The sequence below is a fragment of the Sphingomonas phyllosphaerae FA2 genome, assembly GCF_000427645.1.
In the GTDB taxonomy this organism is placed as follows: Bacteria; Pseudomonadota; Alphaproteobacteria; order Sphingomonadales; family Sphingomonadaceae; genus Sphingomonas; species Sphingomonas phyllosphaerae.
In genome coordinates, this window is record NZ_KE386571.1 from 2,678,375 (window position 1) to 2,699,188 (window position 20,814).

Here is a 20,814-nt window from a genome sequence, read left to right on the forward strand (position 1 = left end):
TAGCGTCCTGGGACGATCGAAAAAGGGGCCAGATGCCGCAGTTCACCATCATCTTCGCCGGGCGCGAGTCCGAACGGCTCACGATCGAGTGCGCCGACCTGCCGGCGGCGCGCAACGAGGCGGTTCAGCGACTTGGTCGCTATCTCGTCGATCATCCTCATTATGCCGAAGAGGGCCATTGGCGCGTAACGGTCGAGGACGAGATGGGTCGGGCCGCAGCGTTGGTGATCGTCGCCACCGTGACGCCGCGCCCGCCCGGCCAGAGGGAATAGCCCCGCGCGGCGGCTAGTGCGGCCGGTCGTCGATGCGCGGATCGCTCATTCGCTGCTGCCCCAGCGCACGCGCGGCGCTGCGCACCAGTTTCTCGCTCAGCCGCATCGCCGCCTCGGCGGTCAGGTTATAGCTCGCGCCGCAGCGTGACAGCACGGTCACCACACCATCATCGGCGATGACGTTCGGCGCCATTGTACATATGTCTGGCTTCATGCTTCCACCTTGATCACCAAGCGTTGTGACGGGTGAAGGCCGCCGAGCGGTACGAAGCGAAATCCCACGCGGAACGACACGGCATTCGTCGCGACACAAGCCTTCGATTGCGAGGACAACCCGGCGCTGACGAGGTAGTTCCAACTGCCGCCTCAAGGCTTTAGCGCGATCCAGCCCGCAATGGTGGCGACGATCAGCGCGATTACCTGCACGAGGGTCCAGTCCACCCAGCCCACCGCATCGGGGTGCGCGCGCCGCCGCCGCCGATGGTCGCGCCACCCCGCCAGCACCGCAACGCCGACCGCCGCGCCCGCGATCACGCACAGCAGCTCTTGCGCATCGCTCATCGCCGCGTCAGCCTCCCGGCTATCCAAAAATGGAGAGGTTCTCGTCCATGCATCGTCTCGCTCCCGTCCTGCTGCTCGCCCTGCCCGCCACGGTGGCCGCCGCCCCGCGCCCGCCCGCGCCGATTGCGGCAGCGGCGGCGGCGCCGACCCGCACCCCCGCCAATATCGCGCGCGATCGCTATCGCCACCCTGCCGAAACGCTCGCCTTCTTCGGGGTGAAGCCGACGGACACGGTCGTCGAGGTCTGGCCGGGCGCGGGCTGGTACACCGAAATCCTTGCGCCGCTCACCGCCAAGCGCGGACATTATTATGTCGCGGGGCCGTGGGAAAAGGGACTGAACGCGGTCCGCGCGCTCCAGACCAAGGATGCCGCGACTTATGGCAAGGTTCAGTTCGCCGCATTGCCCGCACAGGCCGGACAGCCGACCGTGCCTGATGGGAGCGCCGATGTCGTGCTCACCTTCCGCAACGTCCACAACTGGCGGTTCGGCGGCGAGGATCAGGCGCGGCAGATGTTCGCGGCGATGTACCGGATGCTCAAGCCCGGCGGCACGCTCGGCGTGGTCGAACACCGCCTCCCCGAAGCGCGCGATGCCGCCGCTGAGGAGAAGAGCGGTTACATGAAGCCGAGCAGCGTGATCGGCTTCGCGACCGCGGCGGGGTTTAAGCTCGCGGGCAAGTCGGAGGTGAACGCCAATCCGAAGGACACGGCCGACTGGGCCGGCGGCGTCTGGACGCTGCCGCCCAGCTATGCGCTCAAGGATGTGGACCGGGCCAAATATGCCGCGATCGGCGAGAGCGACCGGATGACGCTCAAATTCGTCAAGCCGCGCTAAACATCAAGGCAGCCCGCGAATCTTCGTCGCCTCGGACTTGATCCGGGTCTCGCTTCCTGCCGACAGGGGTTCAGAAGCGGGGTCCCGGATCAAGTCCGGGACGACGGCTCAGGGCAGGAAGGCTGATACGGGAACCGCGTAGAGCGACACCGCCTCGCTCACTCCCCCAGCTTGTCGACTTTGTCGCGCAGTTGCGCCAGCTCCGCCTTCAGCGCTGCGATCTCGCCGTCCTTGCCGGTCGTCGCTGCCGCAGGGGCTGGCGCGACCGGGGGCTTGAACGCCTGCGCCGCAGCCTCGAACATCTCCAGATTACGCTTGGCGATCTCCGCGAACGGCGAACCCGCGAACGCGCCCTCGACTGCATTCTTGAACTGCGCCTGATTGCGGCGGAAACTGTCCATCGATGCATCGAGGTAATCCGGGACCATCGCCTGCATCGAATCTCCGTACAGCGCGATCAACTGGCGCAGGAAATTCACCGGCAGCATCGTCTGCCCCCGGCTTTCCGCTTCCATGATGATCTGCGTCAGGACGTTGTGGGTAATATCCTCGTCGGTCTTGGCGTCGACGACCTTGAACTCGCGACCTTCGCGCGTCATCGCCGCAAGATGTTCGAGCGTGATGTAGGAGGAGCTTTCGGTATTGTAGAGCCGGCGGTTGGCGTACTTCTTGATGACGACCACCCCGTCGGTACCATGCTGCTTCTTCATCGCGCGAGATCCCCGTGACCGAACCTGTTCGCCGTATTGCACAAAATGTGGCGCTGCAACACGGTCAATACGGCCCCAGGCCGCTGCCGTTGTTCCTGGAGATGCTGCGCCGCGAGACTGCAACATCGCCGCAGCGTGCAGCCGCGGCTTTGGCGGGACTGCGCCGTTATCAGGATGCACCGCGCACGCATCGACGACTGCCACCGATCCGCTATCGCAGCGGCGCGGCGCGGCTACGCGATGGCGCGCGCGGCAGCGACGGCGCGCCCGTCGTGCTGGTACCATCGCTGATCAACCCGCCTTACGTCCTCGATCTCGCCCCCGGCCGCTCGCTGCTTCGACATTTGGCGACGGCCGGATTTCATCCGTGGCTCGTCGATTGGGGAACGCCGCGCGCGCAGGATCAGGGGCTCGATCTGGCGGGGCATGTGACACGCCGCTTGCTGCCGCTGCTGTCGCGACTCGACCGGCCGCCGCTGCTCGTCGGTTATTGCCTCGGCGGCACGCTGGCGATCGCGGCGGCAGCGGCGCTCGCGCCGGGCAGGATCGCCGGGGTCGCGACGATCGCCGCGCCGTGGCGTTTCGCCGGTTATGGCGCGGACGCCCGCACCGCGCTCGCGTCGCTGTGGGAACAGGTCGCGCCGGGCGCAAAGGCGCTCGGCGTGTTGCCGATGGAGGTGTTGCAAACCGCCTTCTGGCAACTCGACCCGGCGCGGACGGTCGCCAAATACGCTGCGTTCGCGACGATGCCCGCCGCCAGGGCCGCCGATTTCGTGCTGCTCGAGGATTGGGCGAACGGTGGCGCGCCGCTCACCTACGCCGCGGGTGCCGACCTGTTCGAGGCGCTGCTTGCCGACGACCGGCCGGGGCGTGGCGCATGGCGCCTCGGCGACCGGCCAGTCGATCCGCTCCGCCTGCCATGCCCCGCAATCGAGTTCGTCTCGCTGACCGACCGCATCACCCCCGCTGCCACCGCGATCGGCCTGCCCGCGCGCCACGATCTCGCGCTCGGCCATGTCGGGATGATGGTCGGCGGCCGCGCGAAGCCGATGCTGTGGGATCCGCTGACCGAGTGGCTCCGCGCGCTGGCCTGACTACGACCACACCCGCTCGAACCGATCACCAAGCCCGGTCAGCAGCTCATACTGGCTGACCCCGCTCGCCGCCGCGACATGCACCAGATCGTCGTCGAAGCGCACCCAGTCGCCCTCGCGCACCGTCGCGGCACGCGCGTCGAGCGCGACGAGGTCCATCGACACGCGCCCGATCACCGGCAGCAGCGCATCGCCCGCGAACGCACAGCCGCGGCTAGAGAGCGCGCGGCGATAGCCATCGGCATAACCGAGGTTGACGATCGCGACCGGCAGATCCGCCTCGGCGCGCCATGTCGCGTTATAGCCGACCGTCTCGCCGGCGCGCACCGTCCGGCATTGCAGCACCTCCGCCGCGATGGTCGCCACGGGGCAGATCGCCGAGGCCAGCGCCGCCACGGGCACCCCGCCATAGAGCGCGAGGCCGGGACGGGTGACGTCGAAGTGATATCCCGCGCCCAGCGCGATTCCCGCCGAATTGGCAAGGCTCATCCGCCGTGCTCCGGTCCGCCCCGCAAGCGCCGCGAAACGAGCGCGCTGCACCTCGTTCAGTGCATGGCCGGGCTCATCCGCGCAGGCGAGGTGGCTCATCACCGTATCGATCGCCAGGCCGTCGAGCAGCCCGCCCGCGACGTCTGCCTCCGAAACGCCGAGCCGGTTCATGCCCGTATCGACCATCACGTCGCACACCTGCCCCGGTGCGACCATCCGCCACCGCGCCACCTGCGCCGCCGTGCTCAGCACCGGACGCACGCCCGGCAGGTCGGGCAACGGCAGGTCCGCCTCGCGTAGCCCGTGCAGCACCGCAATGGTGGCGTCGCGCCCGGCGATCAGGTCGGCGATCGCCCGCGCCTCCGCCCAGGTCGCGACGAACAGGTCGCGGCATCCGGCGTCGAGCAGCCGCGGCACCGCCTCGCGCGCGCCCAGCCCATAACCATCGGCCTTCACCGCGGCCCCGCACGCCGCCGCCCCGCTCAACCGCGCGAGCGCGCGCCAGTTGGCGACCAGGGCGTCGGAGGAGAGATACAGGCGGTGCGGACGATGCGACATGCCACGCCGGTTAGCGCCTGCGCGCGCGCCGCGCCACCGTTGCAGCGCTGTGGATAACTTGGTGGATAGCCGGTTGGCATAGATTGGATAACCTGACGACAATCAGCGCATAAGCGGTGGAAGAAATGTGGATCGTCACGAATGCTCCCGCAATCACGCCGGCGACACACCCGACCACCAACAGGCGAGGTGACGCGCCCGTCAGGACCGGCTAGGGGCGCGACCATGACCACGGTCGCCCTTATCGTCGCCGCCGGCACCGGCTCCCGCAGCGGCAGCACCCTCCCGAAGCAATTCGCGCCCGTCGCGGGCCGCGCGATGCTCGCGTGGAGTTACGACGCGCTCGTCGCGCATCCCGCGATCGAGCGCGTGCTGGTCGTCGTCGCGCCCGGGCAGGAGCCGCTGCTGCGCGCCGCCTTGCCCGATGCGGCGTGGGTGACGGGTGGCGCGGAGCGGCGCGACAGCGTCGCCGCCGGGCTCGCCGCACTGGGCGATGCGACCCGCGTGCTGGTCCATGACGCGGCGCGCCCGTTCGTGCCTGCGGCGGTGGTCGACCGGCTGCTCGCCGCGCTCGACCATGCCGACGGCGCGATCCCGGTGCTGCCGGTCGCCGACACCTTGGTCGCGACCGACGGCAAGACCGTTGCGCGCGACACGCTGCGCCGGGTGCAGACCCCGCAGGCGTTCCGCGTCGAGGCGGTCGCCGCCGCACACGCCGCATGGGACGGACCGGTCGCCACCGACGACGCGCAGATGGTGCGCGCGCTGGGCAAAAACGTCACGATGGTCGAAGGCGATACGATGCTCGACAAGATCACCTACCCCGCCGATTTCGCGGCCGCCGAGGCGCGCGTCGCCACCGAGACGCGCTCGGCGAGCGGGTTCGACGTCCATCGGTTGGAGGATGGCGAGGAATTATGGCTTGGCGGCGTGCTGATCCCGCATCATCAGGGCCTGTCGGGGCATAGCGACGCCGATGTCGCGCTCCACGCGATCACCGACGCGGTGCTCGGCACGATCGCGGCCGGGGATATCGGCACGCACTTCCCCCCGAGCGACCCGCAATGGCGCGGTGCCGAATCGGGGCAGTTCCTCGCACACGCCCGCTCGCTGGTCGAGGCGCGCGGCGGCCGGATCACCTTCGTCGACCTGACATTGATGTGCGAGGCGCCCAAGATAGGCCCGCACCGCGCGGCGATGCAGGCGCGGATCGCGGAACTTCTCGGCCTCTCGACCGATCGGGTCAGCGTGAAGGCGACCACCACCGAGCGTCTGGGGTTCACGGGCCGTGGCGAAGGCATCGCGGCGCAGGCGGTCGCGACCATCGAACTGCCGCGCGCGGGGCGGGCATGAAACGCCTCGCGGGGCTGTTCGCGCTGGTCGCGATGCTAGCGGCACCGGCCGCATCGGCGCAGACGCCGTGCCTGAGCGCGGCCGATGCCGAGTCGATCGCGCTGGTGGCGATGCCCGAGATCATCCGCGACGCCGGGCGGGTCTGCGCGGCGCTGCCCGCGACCAGCTTGTTGCGTCGGCCGAGCGGCGACTTTCTCGCCAAATACGACCGCGAGGCCGATCGCGCCTGGCCCACCGCGCGCACCGCGATCGCGAAGCTGAGCGATCCGGCGGTGGAACTGCTGCTGCTCAGCGACTATGCGCGCCCGATGCTCACCTCGCTTCTCGCGCCGCAGATCACCGGGCGCATCCAGGCCGGCGATTGCCCGACGCTCGACCGGCTGGTCACGCTGCTCGAGCCGCTGCCGGCGCGCAACACCGCCGGGATCGTCGTCGCGACCTTGCAATATCTGAAGTCCGAGAAGAACAAGGGGAAGCGTACCGACATCCCCGATCTGCCGGTGTGTCCGGCGGGGGCCACACGATGAACGACATCACCTTGCCACAGGAACTGGTCGACGCCGCGCGCCGCGTGGTCGAGGCGAACCGCGCCGCCGGACGCCGTGTCGCGGTCGCCGAAAGCTGCACGGGCGGGCTGGTCGCCGCCGCGCTGACCGAAATTCCGGGCTCCTCCGAGGTGCTGGAGGCCGGGTTCGTCACCTATTCCAATTCCGCCAAGCAGCAATTGCTCAACGTCAGCGGCGACGTGCTCGACACGTTCGGCGCGGTGTCGATCGCGGTGGCATGGAGCATGGCGCAGGGCGCGCTCGCCAAGTCCGACGCCGACGTTGCGGTCGCGATAACCGGGGTCGCCGGGCCGGGCGGCGGCAGCGAGAAGAAGCCGGTCGGCACCGTGGTGTTCGCGCGCGCCGAGCGCGGCGGCGATCCCGCGGACGTGATCGCCGACAAGCGCTTCTTCGGCGACCTCGGCCGCGGCGGGGTGCGGCTTCAGGCGGCGCTGTGCGCGCTGGAGCTGCTGCTGCCCGACGCGCCGTAGAGCTTGGCGGCGCGCTCCTCGAATGCGCCGATCATCCGGCGCAGCGCGACGCCGAACACCTGCCCCGCCAGCATCTCGAACATCCGGTTCTTGAACGCGAAATCGACCGAGAAATCGACGAGGCACCCGCCCTCACCGTCCGCGCGGAATCGCCAGTCGTTGTTGAGATATTTGAGCGGGCCTTCGATATATTCGACGCGGATCGTCTCGGGGTGCTGCTTGGTCACCTTGGAGGTGAAGGTTTCGCGCAGCCCCTTGAACCCGACGATCATGTCGGCGAGCGTCTCTTCCGGCGTGTCCTTGCGAACGCGCATCGCGCTGACCCACGGCAGAAATTCCGGGTAGCGCCGCACGTCCGCGACCAGGTCGAACATCTGCTCCGGCGTATAGGGCAGCCGGCGTGTCTCGCTATGCTTGGGCATCCGGGATCAGGCGGCGGGGCGCGCGGCCAGCTTCGCGTCGCGCGCCGCCTTCATCTTCGCGAAATCGTCGCCGGCATGATAGCTCGACCGCGTCAGCGGCGACGAGGCGACCAGCAGGAAGCCCTTGGCGCGCCCGATCGCGGCATAAGCGTCGAACGCCGCCGGGGTGACGAAATCGGCGACCTTGGCGTGGCGCGGCGTCGGCTGGAGATACTGCCCCATCGTCAGGAAATCGATGTCGGCGGAGCGCATGTCGTCCATCACCTGATGAACTTCCAGCCGTTCCTCGCCCAGACCGAGCATGATGCCCGACTTGGTGAAAATGGATGGGTCAAGTTTCTTGACGCTTTCAAGCAACCGCAGCGATGCATAATAGCGCGCACCGGGCCGAATGGTCGGATACAGCCGCGGCACGGTTTCCAGATTGTGATTATATACGTCCGGACGCGCAGCAACGATTGCCTCGACCGCCGCCTCATGCTTGTTGCGGAAGTCGGGGGTCAGAATTTCGATCGTGGTATTTGGATTGGTGCGACGGATGGCCTCGATGACCCTCACGAACTGCTTCGCACCGCCATCGGGCAGATCGTCGCGATCCACCGAGGTCACGACGATATGCGCCAACCCCATCTGCGCCGCCGCATCGGCGACGTTCTGCGGCTCCATCGGATCGACCGCGCGCGGCATCCCCGTCTTCACGTTGCAGAAGGCGCAGGCGCGCGTGCACGTATCGCCGAGGATCATGACGGTGGCGTGCTTCTTGGTCCAGCACTCCCCGATGTTCGGGCAGGCGGCCTCTTCGCACACCGTCGTCAGGCTCTTCGAACGCATCAGCGCGCGAGTCGCGGCGAAGCCCTCGCTGGTCGGGGCTTTCACCCGAATCCAGTCGGGCTTGCGTTGCCGCTGGGGAGCCGGGAGCGGGGTCATGTCGTTCATGGGCGTCCAGATAGCGTTTACTTCCACCTGAAACAACGAAGGGCTTTTACGGCATGAGAAAGTTCCACGACCTGATCGAGGGCTATTACCGCTTCCGCGGCAACGAATGGATCGAGGAGCGCGAGAGCTGGAGCAAGCTGGCCGAGGGTCAGGAGCCCAAGGTGATGGTGATCGCCTGTTCGGACAGCCGTGTCGATCCCGCGACAATCTTCGGCACGGTGCCGGGCGAAGTGTTCGTGGTGCGCAACGTCGCCAACCTCGTCCCGCCGTTCGACCCGTCGGGCGGTCTGCACGGCGTGTCGGCGGCGCTGGAATTCGCGGTCACGGTGCTGAAGGTCGACGAGATCCTGGTGCTGGGCCACGGCCAGTGCGGCGGCGTGAAGGCGTCGCTGTCGGGCGCGCTGCGCGATGCCAAGCCGGGTGAAGGCGGGTTCGTCGCCGAGTGGATCAAGCTGCTCGACGAGGCGCGCGAGAAGGTGATTGCTGAGCATGGCGACGGCCCCGAAGGCCAGACCGCGCTGGAGCGCGAGGGCGTCAAGGTGTCGATCGAGAATCTGAAGACCTTCCCGTTCGTCCAGCAGCGGCTGAAGGACGGCTCGCTGACGCTGCACGGCGCGGTGTTCGCGATCAAGGACGGCAAGCTGAACGTGCTGCAGGAAGACGGCCATTACGAAGCCGCGTAAGCGGTTCTGATGTGCGGCGGCCGCTTCGTTCCTTTCGAGGAGCGGGGCGGCCGTCTTCTTTGTGGAGCGCGGCCTTGCCCCACAAGCCGTCGCCCCTGCGCAGGCAGGGGCCTATGGCTGTCGAGTGGGAATGTGTGCGCACGGACACACGGGTCGGGCATGTGTCCGCGCTGTACCGCGAGACGAAACAGACATGGGCCCCTGCCTGCGCAGGGGCGACGGCTGCGCAGGGGCGACGGGTCTCCGTCATTCCCGCGAAGGAGGGAATCCAGACGCGCAGGTCATCATGAGGATCGCAGACGTCAGAGGTTCTGGATTCCCGCCTTCGCGGGAATGACGAGGGCGCGCGAGAGCCTTCCCCTCACCCCGCGTGCGGGCTGACCGTCGCCGTCGCGTCCTTCTTCGGCGCATCCGCCGTCACCCGCACGCTCAGCTCGCGCAGCTGCTTCACCGACGCCGGCGACGGCGCGCCCATCAGCAGGTCCTCGGCGCGCTGGTTCATCGGGAACAACGACACTTCGCGCAGATTCTGCGCGTCGCACACCAGCATGACGATCCGGTCGACGCCGGCCGCCATCCCGCCGTGCGGCGGCGCGCCGTACTGGAACGCGCGGTAGAGGCCGCCGAAGCGCTCCTCGACATCCGCCTTCGACAACCCGACCAGCTCGAACGCCTTGACCATCAGCTCGGGCGACTGGTTGCGGATCGAACCCGACGCGATCTCATAGCCGTTGCAGACCAGATCGTATTGATACGCCTTGATCGTCAGCGGGTCCCGCCCGGTCAGCGCGTCCATCCCGCCCTGCGGCATCGAGAACGGGTTGTGCGCGAACTCGACCTTCTTCTCGTCCTCGTCATATTCGTAGAAGGGGAAGTCGACGATCCAGCACAGCCGGAACGCGCCCTGCTCGATCAGCCCGAGCTGGTCGGCGACGCGGGTCCGCGCAAGACCGGCGAGCTTCGCGGCCTGCTCCGGCTTGCCCGCGGCGAAGAACAGGCCGTCGTCGGGACCGAGACCGAGCGCGGAATAGAGCGCCTCCATCCCCTCGGTGCCGTGGTTCTTGGCGATCGGCCCACCGAACTCGCCGTTTTTGCGGGTGACGTAACCGAGCCCGGCATGGCCCTCGCTGCGCGCCCAGTCGTTCATCTCGTCAAAGAACTTGCGGCTCTTCTCGCCGGTCTTCGGCGCCGGGATCGCGCGGACGACGCCACCCGAGCCGACGATCTTCTCGAACAAGCCGAAGCCCGAAGTCGTGAAATGCTCCGACACGTCGGTGATGAGCAGCGGGTTGCGCAGGTCGGGCTTGTCGCTGCCGTACTTCAGCATCGACTCGTCGTACGGAATGCGCGGGAATTCACCGACCGGGGTGACGGTGCGGCCATCGGCGAACTTCTCGAAGATGCCGCCGATCACCGGCTCCATCGTCTCCCACACCTCTTCCTGCGTGACGAAGCTCATCTCCAGATCGAGCTGGTAGAATTCGCCCGGCAGCCGGTCGGCGCGCGGGTCCTCGTCGCGGAAGCACGGCGCGATCTGGAAATAACGGTCGAAACCCGCGACCATCAGCAATTGCTTGTATTGCTGCGGCGCCTGCGGGAGCGCGTAGAACTTGCCGGGATGGATGCGGCTCGGCACCAGGAAGTCGCGCGCGCCCTCGGGCGACGAGGCGGTCAGGATCGGGGTCGAATATTCGGTGAAGCCGGCATCCTCCATGCGGCGACGCATGTCGGAGATCACCTTGGTCCGGCGCACGATATTGGCGTGCAGCGTCTCGCGGCGCAGGTCGAGGAAGCGATAACGCAGGCGGATATCCTCGGGATAATCCTGCTCGCCCGCCACCGGCATCGGCAACTCCTCGGCCGCCGACAGCACGGTCGCACCGCGCGCATAGACCTCGATCTCGCCGGTCGCGAGATTGCCGTTCACCGTGCCCTCGCTGCGGCGCTTCACGCTGCCGTCGATCGTCACCACCGACTCGACGCGCACCGCGTCGAGGATCGCCAGCGCGGGCGAGTCGCTGTCGGCGACGATCTGCGTGATCCCGTAATGGTCGCGCAGGTCGACGAACAACACGCCGCCGTGGTCGCGCTTGCGGTGCACCCAGCCGGAGAGGCGGACGGTGTCCCCGGCCTGATCGGCGGACAGCGCGGCGCAATGGTGGGTGCGATAGGCGTGCATGAAAAATCTCTGACCAATGGGCGACCGCGCGAACGCGCACGGCCACATTTCCGACAGGCGTCGCCCTCCCCTTTCGGAACCCACTTTGTCAAGGCGCGTGAGCCGGGCTATGGACGGGCGCTTATGCACGTCCATCCGCTCATCACCGACAGCGCAACGCTCGCCAATCTCTGTGCCCGCCTTGCCGATGCCCCGTTCGTCACCGTCGACACCGAGTTCATGCGCGAGAGCACCTATTACCCGGAGCTCTGCCTGATCCAGATCGCCGATACCGAGGAGGCCGCGGCGATCGACCCGATGGCGCCGGGGATCGATCTCGGCCCGCTGCTCGACCTGCTGGTCGACAATGAGGAGGTGCTCAAGGTCTTCCACGCCGGCGGGCAGGATATCGAGATCATCTACAACCTGACCGGGCGCACCCCGCATCCGCTGTTCGATACGCAGATCGCGGCGATGGCGCTGGGGCAAGGCGAGCAGATTGGTTACTCGAACCTCGTCGACAGCTGGCTGGGCGTGCAGATCGACAAGGGCGCGCGCTTCACCGACTGGGCGCGCCGCCCGCTCGACGCGCGGCAGATCGAATATGCGATCGGCGACGTCACGCATTTGTCGAAGATCTTCCCCAAGATGCTGGAACGGCTCCGCAAGACCGGGCGTGGGGCGTGGCTGGATCAGGAGATGGAACGGCTCGCCGATCCTGCCAATTACGCCAACGACCCCGATGTCGCGTGGAAGCGCGTGCGCGTGGCCAGCCGCAAGCCCGAAGTGCTCGGCCGCCTCAAGGCGATCGCCAAGTGGCGCGAGCTGGAGGCGCAGGCCAAGGATTTGCCGCGAGGGCGGATCGTCAAGGACGAAACGATCGCCGATCTCGCCGGCCACCCGCCGCGCAAGCAGGTCGATCTCGCTAAGGTGCGCGGGCTGTCGCAGACGTGGGCCGGCAACGACATTGGCGCGCGGCTGATGGCAGCGATCGACGCCGCCTGCCCGCTTCCAGAGGACGAGATGCCCCCGCGCGAGGATCGTAAGCCGGGGCTCGGCAAGGAAGGCGCACTGGTCGCCGACCTCCTGAAGCTGCTGCTCAAGATTCGCGCGCGCGACATTGACGTCGCGCCGCGACTGCTGGCGCGCGGCGACGAGCTGGAATTGCTCGCCGCCGGGCAGCGGCAGGGGTTGCAGATCCTGCAGGGCTGGCGCTTCGACCAGTTCGGGCAGGACGCGCTCGATCTGGTCGAGGGGCGACTTGGCTTCGCGGTGCAGGACGGGCGGCTGAAGATGACGCGGACGGAGTCGGCGGTATGAAGCGCGCAATCGGACTGGTGACGCTGCTGGCGCTGGGCGCGTGCGCAAAACCTGCGGCACCGATCGCGGCGGCCGCTGCGCCGGGCGTACAGTGCGACGCCAATGCGGTGGAATCGCTCGTCGGGCGCATGGCCGCGGACGTCACCGCCGACGCGCAAAAGCGCAGCGGCGCGCGCTTCGTGCGCAGCTACCGCAGCGGCGACATGCTGACGATGGACTTCCGCCCCGACCGGCTGAACATCGAGCGCGACGCAGCCGGCAAGGTGGTGAAGTTCAGCTGCGGCTGATCCCGCCGTCGCCCCGGACGCGATCCGGGACGACGACGAGAGGGGCACGATACCCTCCATCGGGCAGAGCGCCGTCATTGCGAGCGTAGCGAAGCAATCCAGGGACGGACCAAGACGCCCTGGATTGCTTCGCTACGCTCGCAATGACAGCGATCAGAACAACCCGTCGTCGTCATCGTCGAACGCCGGCGGCGGCGGTGCGGCGGGCTGTTCCATGCCGGGCAGCAGGAAGCCGGCGTGGATCTCGCGCTCCGACGCCATCGTATAGAGCCCGGCCGCCCAAGGGAGCAGCCGCCGCAGCACCTCCTCGTCCGCCGCGCTCAGCTCGGTCGCCATTGCCTGACGGTTGAGCACCACCGCGCCGACGTCGAGCTGGTCGGCGAACCCCTGCTCGTGCTGCAACGCGCCGACATCCTCCTGAAGCGTGGCGATGATCCGCCGCGCCTCGTCGCCGCCGCTGGACATCGCGTGGTCCGAGGTCTCGCAGGCGCTGCGCACCACCGCCAACGCATCGTCGAGCGCGCCGGTCGACCCACCCGCGCCACCGGCACCCTCGGGGCGCAGGTCGAGCATCCCCAGCGACTGCACGACGCGTTCGATGTCGCTGCTCAGCCGCGTCAGCCGCGTCGCGCACGGGTTCACCTCGGTCGCGATCACCGCCACCGCGCGACCGATGATGCCGTGCCGACGGCACAGCAGGCGGGTGTTGGTGGAGATATCCTGCACGTCCATGGCGATGCGCTGGATACGGCCAAGCCCGCGTGACAGATCGGCGATCGTGTTCGCGACGAACGCCGTCAGTCCCTCCAGCTGGCGATCGGCCTCGCTCAGCCGACCCGTGACATGGCCGAGCCCCGCGATGCCGCTCTGCAACTTGCCGAGCGCCTCGCTCTCCTCGCCCTGCGCCTGCGCGGCGACGATTTTCATCAACCCCTCGGCCAGCGGGCCGAGCTGCGCGAGCGAGCCGACCAGCGCGCCCATCTCGCGCCGGAAATCCTCCGCGATCCCCGCCATCTGCGCCGCGACCAGCCGCGACAGATGCGCGCTCGCGCCCGGTGTGTTGGGTTCGGCCTGCGCGGCGCGCAGGATCGCGGCGCAATGTTCGACGCGCTGGCGCACGCTGTCGCCGACCTGGATCGCGCCCAGGATGCGCGCCACCTCGGCCTGCACCTTCTGCATGATCGCGCGCACGTCGCGCGCCATCTTGGCGGTCGATTCGAGGTGCCGCTCCAGCACGTCGGCATTGCCCGACAATTCGCCGGGCACGGTTGCGGGCACCTTGCGGCATTCGTCGGCCAGCAGGTCGTCGGCTTCCTTCACGTCGCGCACCACGGTGCCGAAGCTGGCGAGTTCCTGCTCGAACTGCTTCAGCTCGCGCCGCCCGCTGTCCAGCTTGCCCTCCATGCCGGTTGCGAACTGCACGAACGACATCTCGCCCGACGACGCGATCTTGATGTTCATGCCGTAGATGCTGAGCGTGCGCAGCAGCTCCGCGACGTCGGACAGCAATTCGCGCAGCTCGCGCGTGCGCAGCGTCAGCGCGCCGATCTGTCCCGCGCGCTGCCGGCGCTGTTGCGGCAGCGTGCCGAGCCGGTGCGCGGCCTGCCGCAACTTGTCGACCGCCGCCCCCGCCACTTCGGGCGACAAGGCGCGCTGCACCTCGTCCAGCCCGGTCGCCATCCGGTCGACGGTGTTGATCGTCGATGCCAGCGTTTCGCCCACCGCGCGGAACCGCGATTCCAGATCGCCAATCAGCAGGTCCAGATCGTCCGCCAGTCCGCCCAGCGGCAACGCGGTCGCGGTTGCGGGATCGATAGTGCGCAGCAGCATCTTGTGTCCTTTCCTCTCAGCGCGCCGTCGCGGTCAGCAGCTCGCGTGCGATCCGCCCCAGCGGCACGACCTTGTCCGCGGCACCCCGCGCGATCGCTTCCTTGGGCATCCCGAAGACGATCGACGTCTCCTCGTCCTGCGCGAAGGTGCGTGCGCCCGCGGTCTTCATCTCCAGCAGCCCGCGCGCGCCGTCGTCGCCCATCCCGGTCATGATGATGCCGACCGCGTTCGACCCGGCGTTGCGCGCCGCCGAACGGAACAGCACGTCGACCGACGGGCGATGCCGCGACACCAGCGGCCCTTCCTTGACCGACACGACGTAGCGCGCGCCCTGCCGCTCCAGCATCGTGTGGCGCAGCCCGCCCGGCGCGATCAGCGCGCGGCCGCGCATCACGGTGTCGCCGTCCTCGGCCTCCTTGACGTCGATCTGGCACAGGCCGTCGAGCCGCCGCGCGAAGGCGCGCGTGAAGCTCTCCGGCATATGCTGGACGATCACGATGCCGGGCGAATTGGCGGGCAGTTCCTCCAGCACCTCGCGCAGTGCCTCGGTCCCGCCGGTCGACGCGCCGATGCACACCACCATCTCGGTGGTCTTGCTCATCGCGCGCCCGGTCGGTGGCGGCAGCACCGCGTCGGCGGACAGTTTCTGCTGCGGTGCCTTCGACGGAGTCGCCCGCCGCCCGGTCACACGCGCGCGCGCCGCCCCCTTGACGGTCTCGCGGATCATCAGATGCGCTTCCGCCAGATGATCGGCGACGCCCACGCGCGGCTTCAGGATCACGTCGACCGCGCCCGCTTCCAGCGCCTGGAGCAACGTCTCCGAACCTTCCTCGACCAGCGACGAGCACATCACCACCGGCACCGGGCATTGCGCCATCAACCGCCGCAGGAAGGTGATGCCGTCCATCCGCGGCATCTCCACGTCCAGCGTGATGACGTCGGGCACCTCGGCCTGCAGATGCCGCGCGGCCGCGAACGGATCGGCGGCCGCGGCGATCACCTCGATCTGCGGATCGGCGGAAAGGATCGCGGTCATCGCCTGACGCACGCTGGCGCTGTCGTCGATCACCAGGACACGGATTTTCTTCATGGCCGTCAGATCTTCTTGAACACGGTGTTGGCCACCGGGGTGAGGGGAAGCGAGAATCCCGCGATCGATTCCGAATGCCCCAGGAACAGCAGCCCGTCGGGGCGCAGGCACGCCGCCAACCGCCGCACCACCTGCTCCTGCGTGGCCTTGTCGAAATAGATCAGGACGTTGCGACAGAAGATAATGTCCATCGGCTCGCCGACCGGATAGGATGCGTCCATCAGGTTGAGCTGCGCGAACCCGATCGCACTGCGCAATTCCGGGACGATCCGCACGTCGTCGCGATCGCGTTCGCGCGGGCGCAGTACGTAGCGCTGGCGCAGTGCCGCGGGCACCGGATCGACCATCGCCCCGGCGTAGATGCCGCGCCGCGCCGCCGCCAGCACCTCGGTATCGAGATCGGTGGCGAGAATGCCAAAGTCCGGCCCGCGCCGGTCACGCGCGAACGCGTCGAGCACCATCGCGATCGTATAGGGCTCCGCCCCCGTCGAACAGGCCGCGCTCCACACCCGCAACCGCCGGCGCCCCTCGGCCAGCATCTGCGGCAGGACGACGCCTTGCAGATAGTCGAAGTGCTTGGGCTCGCGGAAGAAGTCGGTCTTGTTCGTCGTGACCGCGTTCAGCAGATGCTGTCGTTCCTCCGCAAGATTGTCGTCCTGAAAGACCCAGGCGCAATAGTCGCCCAGCGTCTCGCGCCCGGTGGCGCGCACGCGCCGCCGCAGCCGACCTTCGATCATCGTCAGCTTCGCCGGGGGCAGGCGGATGCCCGCCTGTGCGTAGATGTAGCGCGCGATCTGGTCGAAATCGCGCTTCGACAGCGCATCCTCGACCGACGCGACCCGAGCCGGTGCGCTCATATGCCGCCCTCGCCGCGCATCATGCCGCCAGCGCGCCGGAGGTCGTTCCCGCGCCGAGCACGTGCGCATCCTCGTCACCGAAGACACGCGGCAGATCGAGCAGCGCGACGAACCCGTCCTCGCGGCGCAGGATCGCCTCGACATAGCCCGAGCGCCAGCGTCCGCCCAGATCGGGCGACGGCTCCACCGCATCCGCGCCGAAGCTGCTGACGTCGAGCACGCGGTCGACGACCAGCCCCACCACCAGCGGCGCGGCATCGGCGACCGGCGCCTCCACCACCAGCACGCGCGTCGCCAGCGTCGTCTCCTCGGCGTTCAGGCCGAGGCGCACGCGCAGGTCGATCATCGGCACCGACGTGCCGCGCACATCGGTCAGGCCCAGCAGCCACGCCGGTGCATCGGGCATCCGAAACGCAGGCCGGTGATCGAGGATCTCGCGCACCTCGGTCACGGGCAGCGCGAACCGCTCGGCTCCCAGCCCGAAGACGACGACCTGAAGCTCTTGTCCGGGGATGATCATGCTGCACGTCCAAACTCGGCGTCTTCGCCGTCCGGTCCGCCGGTTGTCAGATCGAGCGCGAAGCCGCGGACCCGGGCCTGTTGCTCAGCGACCGAGGCGCCACGCGCCGCGGGCTTGCTCTTCTTCGCACCCGGCGCAGCGTTGCGCGCGGCCGGACGCGGGGTATGACGCGCGGGCTTCCGCCCCTCGTCGACACGGAAGAACGCGATGCTCTCCTGCAGTTCCTCGGCCTGTCCGGCGAGTTCCTCGGAGGTCGACGAGATCTGCTCGGATGCCGACGCGTTCTGCTGCGTCACCTTGTCGAGCTGCTGGATCGCCTCGTTGATCTGCGACGCACCGATGTCCTGCTCGCGGCATGCCGCGCTGATCTCGGACACCAGCTCGGCGGTCCGACGGATGTCGGGCACCAGCTTGGTCAGCATCTCGCCGGCCTGCGCCGCCGCCGTCACCGTCTCCGACGACATGCCGCTGATCTCGCCCGCCGCGGTCTGGCTGCGCTCGGCCAGCTTGCGCACCTCGGCGGCGACCACCGCGAACCCGCGGCCATGCTCGCCGGCACGCGCCGCCTCGACCGCCGCGTTCAGCGCCAGCAGGTCGGTCTGACGCGCGATCTCCTGCACGATGCCGATCTTCTCGGCGATCGTGCGCATCGCGGTCACCGCCTTGTCGACCGCCTGCCCGCTCAGCTCGGCATCCTGCGACGACTGGCGCGCGATCTTCTCGGTCTGCATCGCATTGTCGGCGTTCTGCTTGATGTTCGCCGCCATCTGCTCCATCGACGCCGATGCTTCCTCGGCTGCCGCCGCCTGCTCGGTCGCGCCCTGGCTCACCTGCTCCGACGACGACGACAGCTGCTGGCTGCCCGCCGCGACGTTCTGCGCCGCCAGCGTGGTCTGCCCGATCGTCTCGCGCAGCCGCAGCGTCATGCGGTTGACGGTGTCGACCAGGTCCCTGATCTCGTCGTTGCTGTGCACCGCAACCTCGACCGACAGGTCGCCATCGGCGACGGCGGACACCGCCTCGCTGACCTGCCGCAGCCCCTTCGACACCAGCCGCGCGATCCACAGCGCGCCGCCGACCGCGAGCAGCAGCGCGATCACCGCCGTCGTCAGCAACGTCGTGCGCGCTCCCGAATAAAGCGCGGCGGCATCGGCGTTGGCCTGGGTGAGCTGCGCCTGCGTGATCGCGGTGAGCTGTCCCAGCGTCTCGCCGAGTCGGGTGGCGACCGCGCGCCCTTCGGTCATCGAGAGCCGGGCCGCTTCGTCATTGTTCCCGGTCATCGCAAGCTGACGGCCGCGATCGCTGACCTGGCGATAGGCGTTCCACTGATCCAGGCTCTTCTGCCAGATCGGGCGGCCCTGCTCGCTCGCGATCTTCAGCCCGCCTTCGAGATTTTCGCGAATCTTGCGGTCGAAATCGATGAACTTGGCGTCGAACTCCTGCTTGAGCGCGACATCGTCGGTCATCATCAGGTTCTTTTCGTTGCGGATCGCGCGCCCGATGTCTCCATCGGCGGTCAGCGCCAGCTGAATGCGCTGCGTCGGACCATCGACGATCTCGCCGATCATACCGTTCAACACGCCGATCTTCGACACGCCAACGCCGACGACGAGGCATAGCAGCAGAATGACGGCGGTAAACGTCCCGGCCAGTTTCATCTTTATCGTGGCGCGCATAGCAAGTCCTTTTCCTCGCAGGGTGGTGCGTTCGACGCGTCCGCCGCAGCGGTTTACCTTCTTCGCTTACCTCGACAGGAATGAAGGAACGGTTCAGGCGTGCTTAGATAATGCAGTAGGTTAAGAGGAATTTTGCCCCGCTCGCGGGGGCAGGGACGGCGGGGCGAACCGGGCGCCCCGCCGACCAGAATCAGGCCGCGCGACCGAAATCCGCGTCCTCGCCGTCCGGCCCGCCGGCGGACAGGTCGAGCGCGAAGCCGCGGACCCGGGCCTGTTGCTCAGCAACCGATCCGCCACGCGCCGCGGGCTTGGCCTTCTTGGAAGCAGCCGCAGCCGCCGGTGCGCTCGCCGTGCTGCGCGCCTTGGCACGCGCGGGCTTGCGACCATCGTCGACGCGGAAGAACGCGATGCTCTCCTGCAGTTCCTCGGCCTGGCTGGCGAGTTCTTCGGAGGTCGAGGAAATCTGCTCGGACGCCGAGGCATTCTGCTGCGTCACCTTGTCGAGCTGCTGGATCGCCTCGTTGATCTGCGATGCGCCGATGTCCTGCTCGCGGCACGCCGCGCTGATCTCGGACACCAGCTCGGCAGTCCGACGGATGTCGGGCACCAGCTTGGTCAGCATCTCGCCGGCCTGCGCCGCCGCCGTCACCGTCTCCGACGACATGCCGCTGATCTCGCCCGCCGCGGTCTGGCTGCGCTCGGCCAGCTTGCGCACCTCGGCGGCGACCACCGCGAACCCGCGGCCATGCTCGCCCGCCCGCGCCGCCTCGACCGCCGCGTTCAGCGCCAGCAGGTCGGTCTGGCGCGCGATCTCCTGCACGATCCCGATCTTCTCGGCGATCGTGCGCATCGCGGTCACCGCCTTGTCGACCGCCTGCCCGCTCAGCTCGGCATCCTGCGACGACTGGCGCGCGATCTTCTCGGTCTGGGTCGCATTGTCGGCGTTCTGCTTGATGTTCGCCGCCATCTGCTCCATCGACGCCGATGCTTCCTCGGCTGCCGCCGCCTGCTCGGTCGCGCCCTGGCTCACCTGCTCCGACGACGACGACAGCTGCTGGCTGCCCGCCGCGACGTTCTGCGCTGCGATCGTCGAGTCACCGACGACCCCGCGCAGCCGGTCGACCATCGTCACCAGCGCGTGGCCCAGCTTGTCCTTGTCCGACAGCGGCTGGTGGTCGACGGTCAGGTCGCCGCCGGCGATCGCGTCGGCCAGCGCCGCGCTCTTGCGCAGGTTGGCGGTCATGCGGTTGACGGTATCGACCAGATCCTTGATCTCGTCGTTGGTGGTGACGACGACGTCCTGATCGAGGTCGCCGATCGACACCGCCTCCACCGCGACGCCGATGCGCTTCAGGCCACGCGACACGACCAGCGAGATCCAGAAGGCACCCGCTACTGCGATCACCAGCGCGATCGCACCTGCCACGATCATCATCGTGCGGCTTTCAGCATACAGTTGGTTCGTCGACTCGTCCGCATCCTTCATCTTGCCGCGCTGGAAGTCGCTGAGGTTGGTGATGTCCGCCGTGAAGCGCTTCATGAGCGGAGCCTGCGTCTCGTTGGACAGCTTGGCAGCTTCATCGTTGCGGTTGCCATAGCCCAGGTCGCGCACGCGATCGAAGACGGGCTTCAGCTCGGTCCAGTCGCGGCGCAGCGCCTCCCACTTGGGGCGCCCTTCCTCGCTGGCGATGCTCAACCCCTGGCTGATCAACCGGTCCATATCGGCTTCACCGGTAATGACCTTGTCGTAGTAGATTTTCATCGTCGCAGCGTCGGTGTTCAGCGCAAGCGACTGCTGGTCGGCCAGCGCCTGGCTTTGCACCGTGTCGATCGACTGGGCGATCGACAGACGGCGAGCCGGGCCGGCGATCACATCGCTGATCGCGCTGTTGAGGGTGCTCATCTTCGAGATGCCCACGCCGATGACGACGGTAAGCAAAAGCACGAGGACCGCGAAGGTCGCTCCCAACTTCATCTTTATCGTTGCGCGCATAATTTCCTCCAGGGGATCGGGTGGCACACGCATCGTCCCCGTCTTTCAGGAACATACGCGCGTCGGGGGGCCGGCCCGTCGCCACGGCGACGAACGGATCGGCGGTCAGCTACTCCGCCGCAGGACGCCGCGG

At 68.2% G+C, this 20,814-nt stretch carries 22 protein-coding genes; 9 read left to right on the forward strand and 13 right to left on the reverse strand.

Annotated elements, in window-relative coordinates; genetic code table 11:
- Window positions 1–32: 32 nt before the first annotated feature.
- Window positions 33–272: a DUF6894 family protein gene (locus SPHPH_RS20530; protein ID WP_051273008.1), complete on the forward strand. Its 240-nt coding sequence runs from the start codon at window positions 33–35 to the stop codon at window positions 270–272.
- A 13-nt stretch (window positions 273–285) separates the two neighbouring features.
- Here the strand turns inward: SPHPH_RS20530 and SPHPH_RS20535 are convergent, their stop codons facing one another.
- Together SPHPH_RS20535 and SPHPH_RS0113025 are read right to left on the reverse strand one after the other, a co-directional pair.
- Window positions 286–486: a hypothetical protein gene (locus SPHPH_RS20535; protein WP_156026019.1), complete on the reverse strand. Its 201-nt coding sequence runs from the start codon at window positions 484–486 to the stop codon at window positions 286–288.
- Window positions 487–638: 152 nt separating this feature from the next.
- Entirely contained in the window at window positions 639–833 is a 195-nt protein-coding gene (locus SPHPH_RS0113025) for a hypothetical protein (protein ID WP_028967077.1), read from the reverse strand.
- 47 nt (window positions 834–880) lie between these two features.
- Between SPHPH_RS0113025 and SPHPH_RS0113030 the strand changes: the two genes are divergently transcribed.
- Window positions 881–1,669: a class I SAM-dependent methyltransferase gene (locus tag SPHPH_RS0113030; RefSeq protein ID WP_028967078.1), complete on the forward strand. Its 789-nt coding sequence runs from the start codon at window positions 881–883 to the stop codon at window positions 1,667–1,669.
- 158 nt (window positions 1,670–1,827) lie between these two features.
- On the opposite strand, the gene phaR is transcribed toward SPHPH_RS0113030, so the two are convergent.
- Window positions 1,828–2,379 (reverse strand): polyhydroxyalkanoate synthesis repressor PhaR, encoded by a 552-nt coding sequence (phaR, locus tag SPHPH_RS0113035; protein WP_028967079.1) that lies wholly within the window; start codon window positions 2,377–2,379, stop codon window positions 1,828–1,830.
- 101 nt (window positions 2,380–2,480) lie between these two features.
- Here phaR and SPHPH_RS0113040 point away from each other — a divergent pair, with 101 nt between their 5' ends.
- Window positions 2,481–3,473: an alpha/beta hydrolase gene (locus SPHPH_RS0113040; RefSeq protein ID WP_238303323.1), complete on the forward strand. Its 993-nt coding sequence runs from the start codon at window positions 2,481–2,483 to the stop codon at window positions 3,471–3,473.
- On the opposite strand, the gene alr is transcribed toward SPHPH_RS0113040, so the two are convergent.
- Window positions 3,474–4,520 carry an alanine racemase gene (gene alr / locus SPHPH_RS0113045; RefSeq protein ID WP_028967081.1) on the reverse strand — a complete coding sequence of 349 codons (1,047 nt, stop codon included), beginning with the start codon at window positions 4,518–4,520 and terminating at the stop codon, window positions 3,474–3,476.
- Window positions 4,521–4,745: 225 nt separating this feature from the next.
- On the opposite strand from alr, the gene SPHPH_RS0113050 reads away from it, so the two are divergent.
- The 3 genes from SPHPH_RS0113050 to SPHPH_RS0113060 are packed head-to-tail and all read left to right on the forward strand — an operon-like array spanning window position 4,746 to window position 6,909.
- Complete coding sequence (locus tag SPHPH_RS0113050) at window positions 4,746–5,873, forward strand: bifunctional 2-C-methyl-D-erythritol 4-phosphate cytidylyltransferase/2-C-methyl-D-erythritol 2,4-cyclodiphosphate synthase (protein ID WP_028967082.1); 1,128 nt, start codon at window positions 4,746–4,748, stop codon at window positions 5,871–5,873.
- The gene (locus SPHPH_RS0113055; RefSeq protein ID WP_028967083.1) at window positions 5,870–6,400 is read left to right on the forward strand and encodes a hypothetical protein; all 531 of its coding nucleotides are present in this window, start codon (window positions 5,870–5,872) and stop codon (window positions 6,398–6,400) included. The genes SPHPH_RS0113050 and SPHPH_RS0113055 overlap by 4 nt, the downstream gene beginning before the upstream one ends.
- Complete coding sequence (locus SPHPH_RS0113060) at window positions 6,397–6,909, forward strand: CinA family protein (RefSeq protein ID WP_028967084.1); 513 nt, start codon at window positions 6,397–6,399, stop codon at window positions 6,907–6,909. Before SPHPH_RS0113055 ends, SPHPH_RS0113060 begins: the two co-directional genes overlap by 4 nt.
- On the opposite strand, the gene SPHPH_RS0113065 is transcribed toward SPHPH_RS0113060, so the two are convergent.
- Together SPHPH_RS0113065 and lipA are read right to left on the reverse strand one after the other, a co-directional pair.
- Window positions 6,861–7,331 (reverse strand): type II toxin-antitoxin system RatA family toxin, encoded by a 471-nt coding sequence (locus SPHPH_RS0113065; RefSeq protein WP_028967085.1) that lies wholly within the window; start codon window positions 7,329–7,331, stop codon window positions 6,861–6,863. The two genes, SPHPH_RS0113060 and SPHPH_RS0113065, sit on opposite strands and share 49 nt — an antisense overlap.
- Window positions 7,332–7,337: 6 nt before the next feature.
- Complete coding sequence (lipA, locus tag SPHPH_RS0113070; protein ID WP_337587829.1) at window positions 7,338–8,279, reverse strand: lipoyl synthase; 942 nt, start codon at window positions 8,277–8,279, stop codon at window positions 7,338–7,340.
- A 41-nt stretch (window positions 8,280–8,320) separates the two neighbouring features.
- Between lipA and SPHPH_RS0113075 the strand changes: the two genes are divergently transcribed.
- Window positions 8,321–8,950, forward strand: coding sequence for a carbonic anhydrase (locus SPHPH_RS0113075; protein WP_028967087.1), 630 nt, complete (start codon window positions 8,321–8,323; stop codon window positions 8,948–8,950).
- 361 nt (window positions 8,951–9,311) lie between these two features.
- On the opposite strand, the gene aspS is transcribed toward SPHPH_RS0113075, so the two are convergent.
- Entirely contained in the window at window positions 9,312–11,129 is a 1,818-nt protein-coding gene (gene aspS, locus SPHPH_RS0113080) for an aspartate--tRNA ligase (RefSeq protein WP_028967088.1), read from the reverse strand.
- Between the two features lie 123 nt (window positions 11,130–11,252).
- On the opposite strand from aspS, the gene rnd reads away from it, so the two are divergent.
- Together rnd and SPHPH_RS0113090 are read left to right on the forward strand one after the other, a co-directional pair.
- Window positions 11,253–12,428: a ribonuclease D gene (gene rnd, locus SPHPH_RS0113085; protein ID WP_028967089.1), complete on the forward strand. Its 1,176-nt coding sequence runs from the start codon at window positions 11,253–11,255 to the stop codon at window positions 12,426–12,428.
- Window positions 12,425–12,715 (forward strand): I78 family peptidase inhibitor, encoded by a 291-nt coding sequence (locus SPHPH_RS0113090; protein WP_028967090.1) that lies wholly within the window; start codon window positions 12,425–12,427, stop codon window positions 12,713–12,715. The genes rnd and SPHPH_RS0113090 overlap by 4 nt, the downstream gene beginning before the upstream one ends.
- Window positions 12,716–12,868: 153 nt before the next feature.
- Here the strand turns inward: SPHPH_RS0113090 and SPHPH_RS0113095 are convergent, their stop codons facing one another.
- The 6 genes from SPHPH_RS0113095 to SPHPH_RS0113120 all read right to left on the reverse strand — a co-directional run bounded on the left by SPHPH_RS0113095 (window position 12,869) and on the right by SPHPH_RS0113120 (window position 20,681).
- Entirely contained in the window at window positions 12,869–14,545 is a 1,677-nt protein-coding gene (locus SPHPH_RS0113095; protein ID WP_028967091.1) for a hypothetical protein, read from the reverse strand.
- 16 nt (window positions 14,546–14,561) lie between these two features.
- Window positions 14,562–15,635, reverse strand: a complete 1,074-nt coding sequence (locus SPHPH_RS0113100) for a protein-glutamate methylesterase/protein-glutamine glutaminase (protein ID WP_028967092.1) — start codon at window positions 15,633–15,635, stop codon at window positions 14,562–14,564.
- A 5-nt stretch (window positions 15,636–15,640) separates the two neighbouring features.
- Entirely contained in the window at window positions 15,641–16,492 is an 852-nt protein-coding gene (locus SPHPH_RS0113105; protein ID WP_028967093.1) for a CheR family methyltransferase, read from the reverse strand.
- Window positions 16,493–16,511: 19 nt separating this feature from the next.
- Window positions 16,512–17,012, reverse strand: coding sequence for a chemotaxis protein CheW (locus tag SPHPH_RS0113110; RefSeq protein ID WP_028967094.1), 501 nt, complete (start codon window positions 17,010–17,012; stop codon window positions 16,512–16,514).
- Entirely contained in the window at window positions 17,009–18,688 is a 1,680-nt protein-coding gene (locus tag SPHPH_RS21810; protein WP_028967095.1) for a methyl-accepting chemotaxis protein, read from the reverse strand. Before SPHPH_RS21810 ends, SPHPH_RS0113110 begins: the two co-directional genes overlap by 4 nt.
- A gap of 190 nt (window positions 18,689–18,878) precedes the next feature.
- Window positions 18,879–20,681: a methyl-accepting chemotaxis protein gene (locus SPHPH_RS0113120; RefSeq protein ID WP_028967096.1), complete on the reverse strand. Its 1,803-nt coding sequence runs from the start codon at window positions 20,679–20,681 to the stop codon at window positions 18,879–18,881.
- Between the last annotated feature and the right edge of the window lie 133 nt (window positions 20,682–20,814).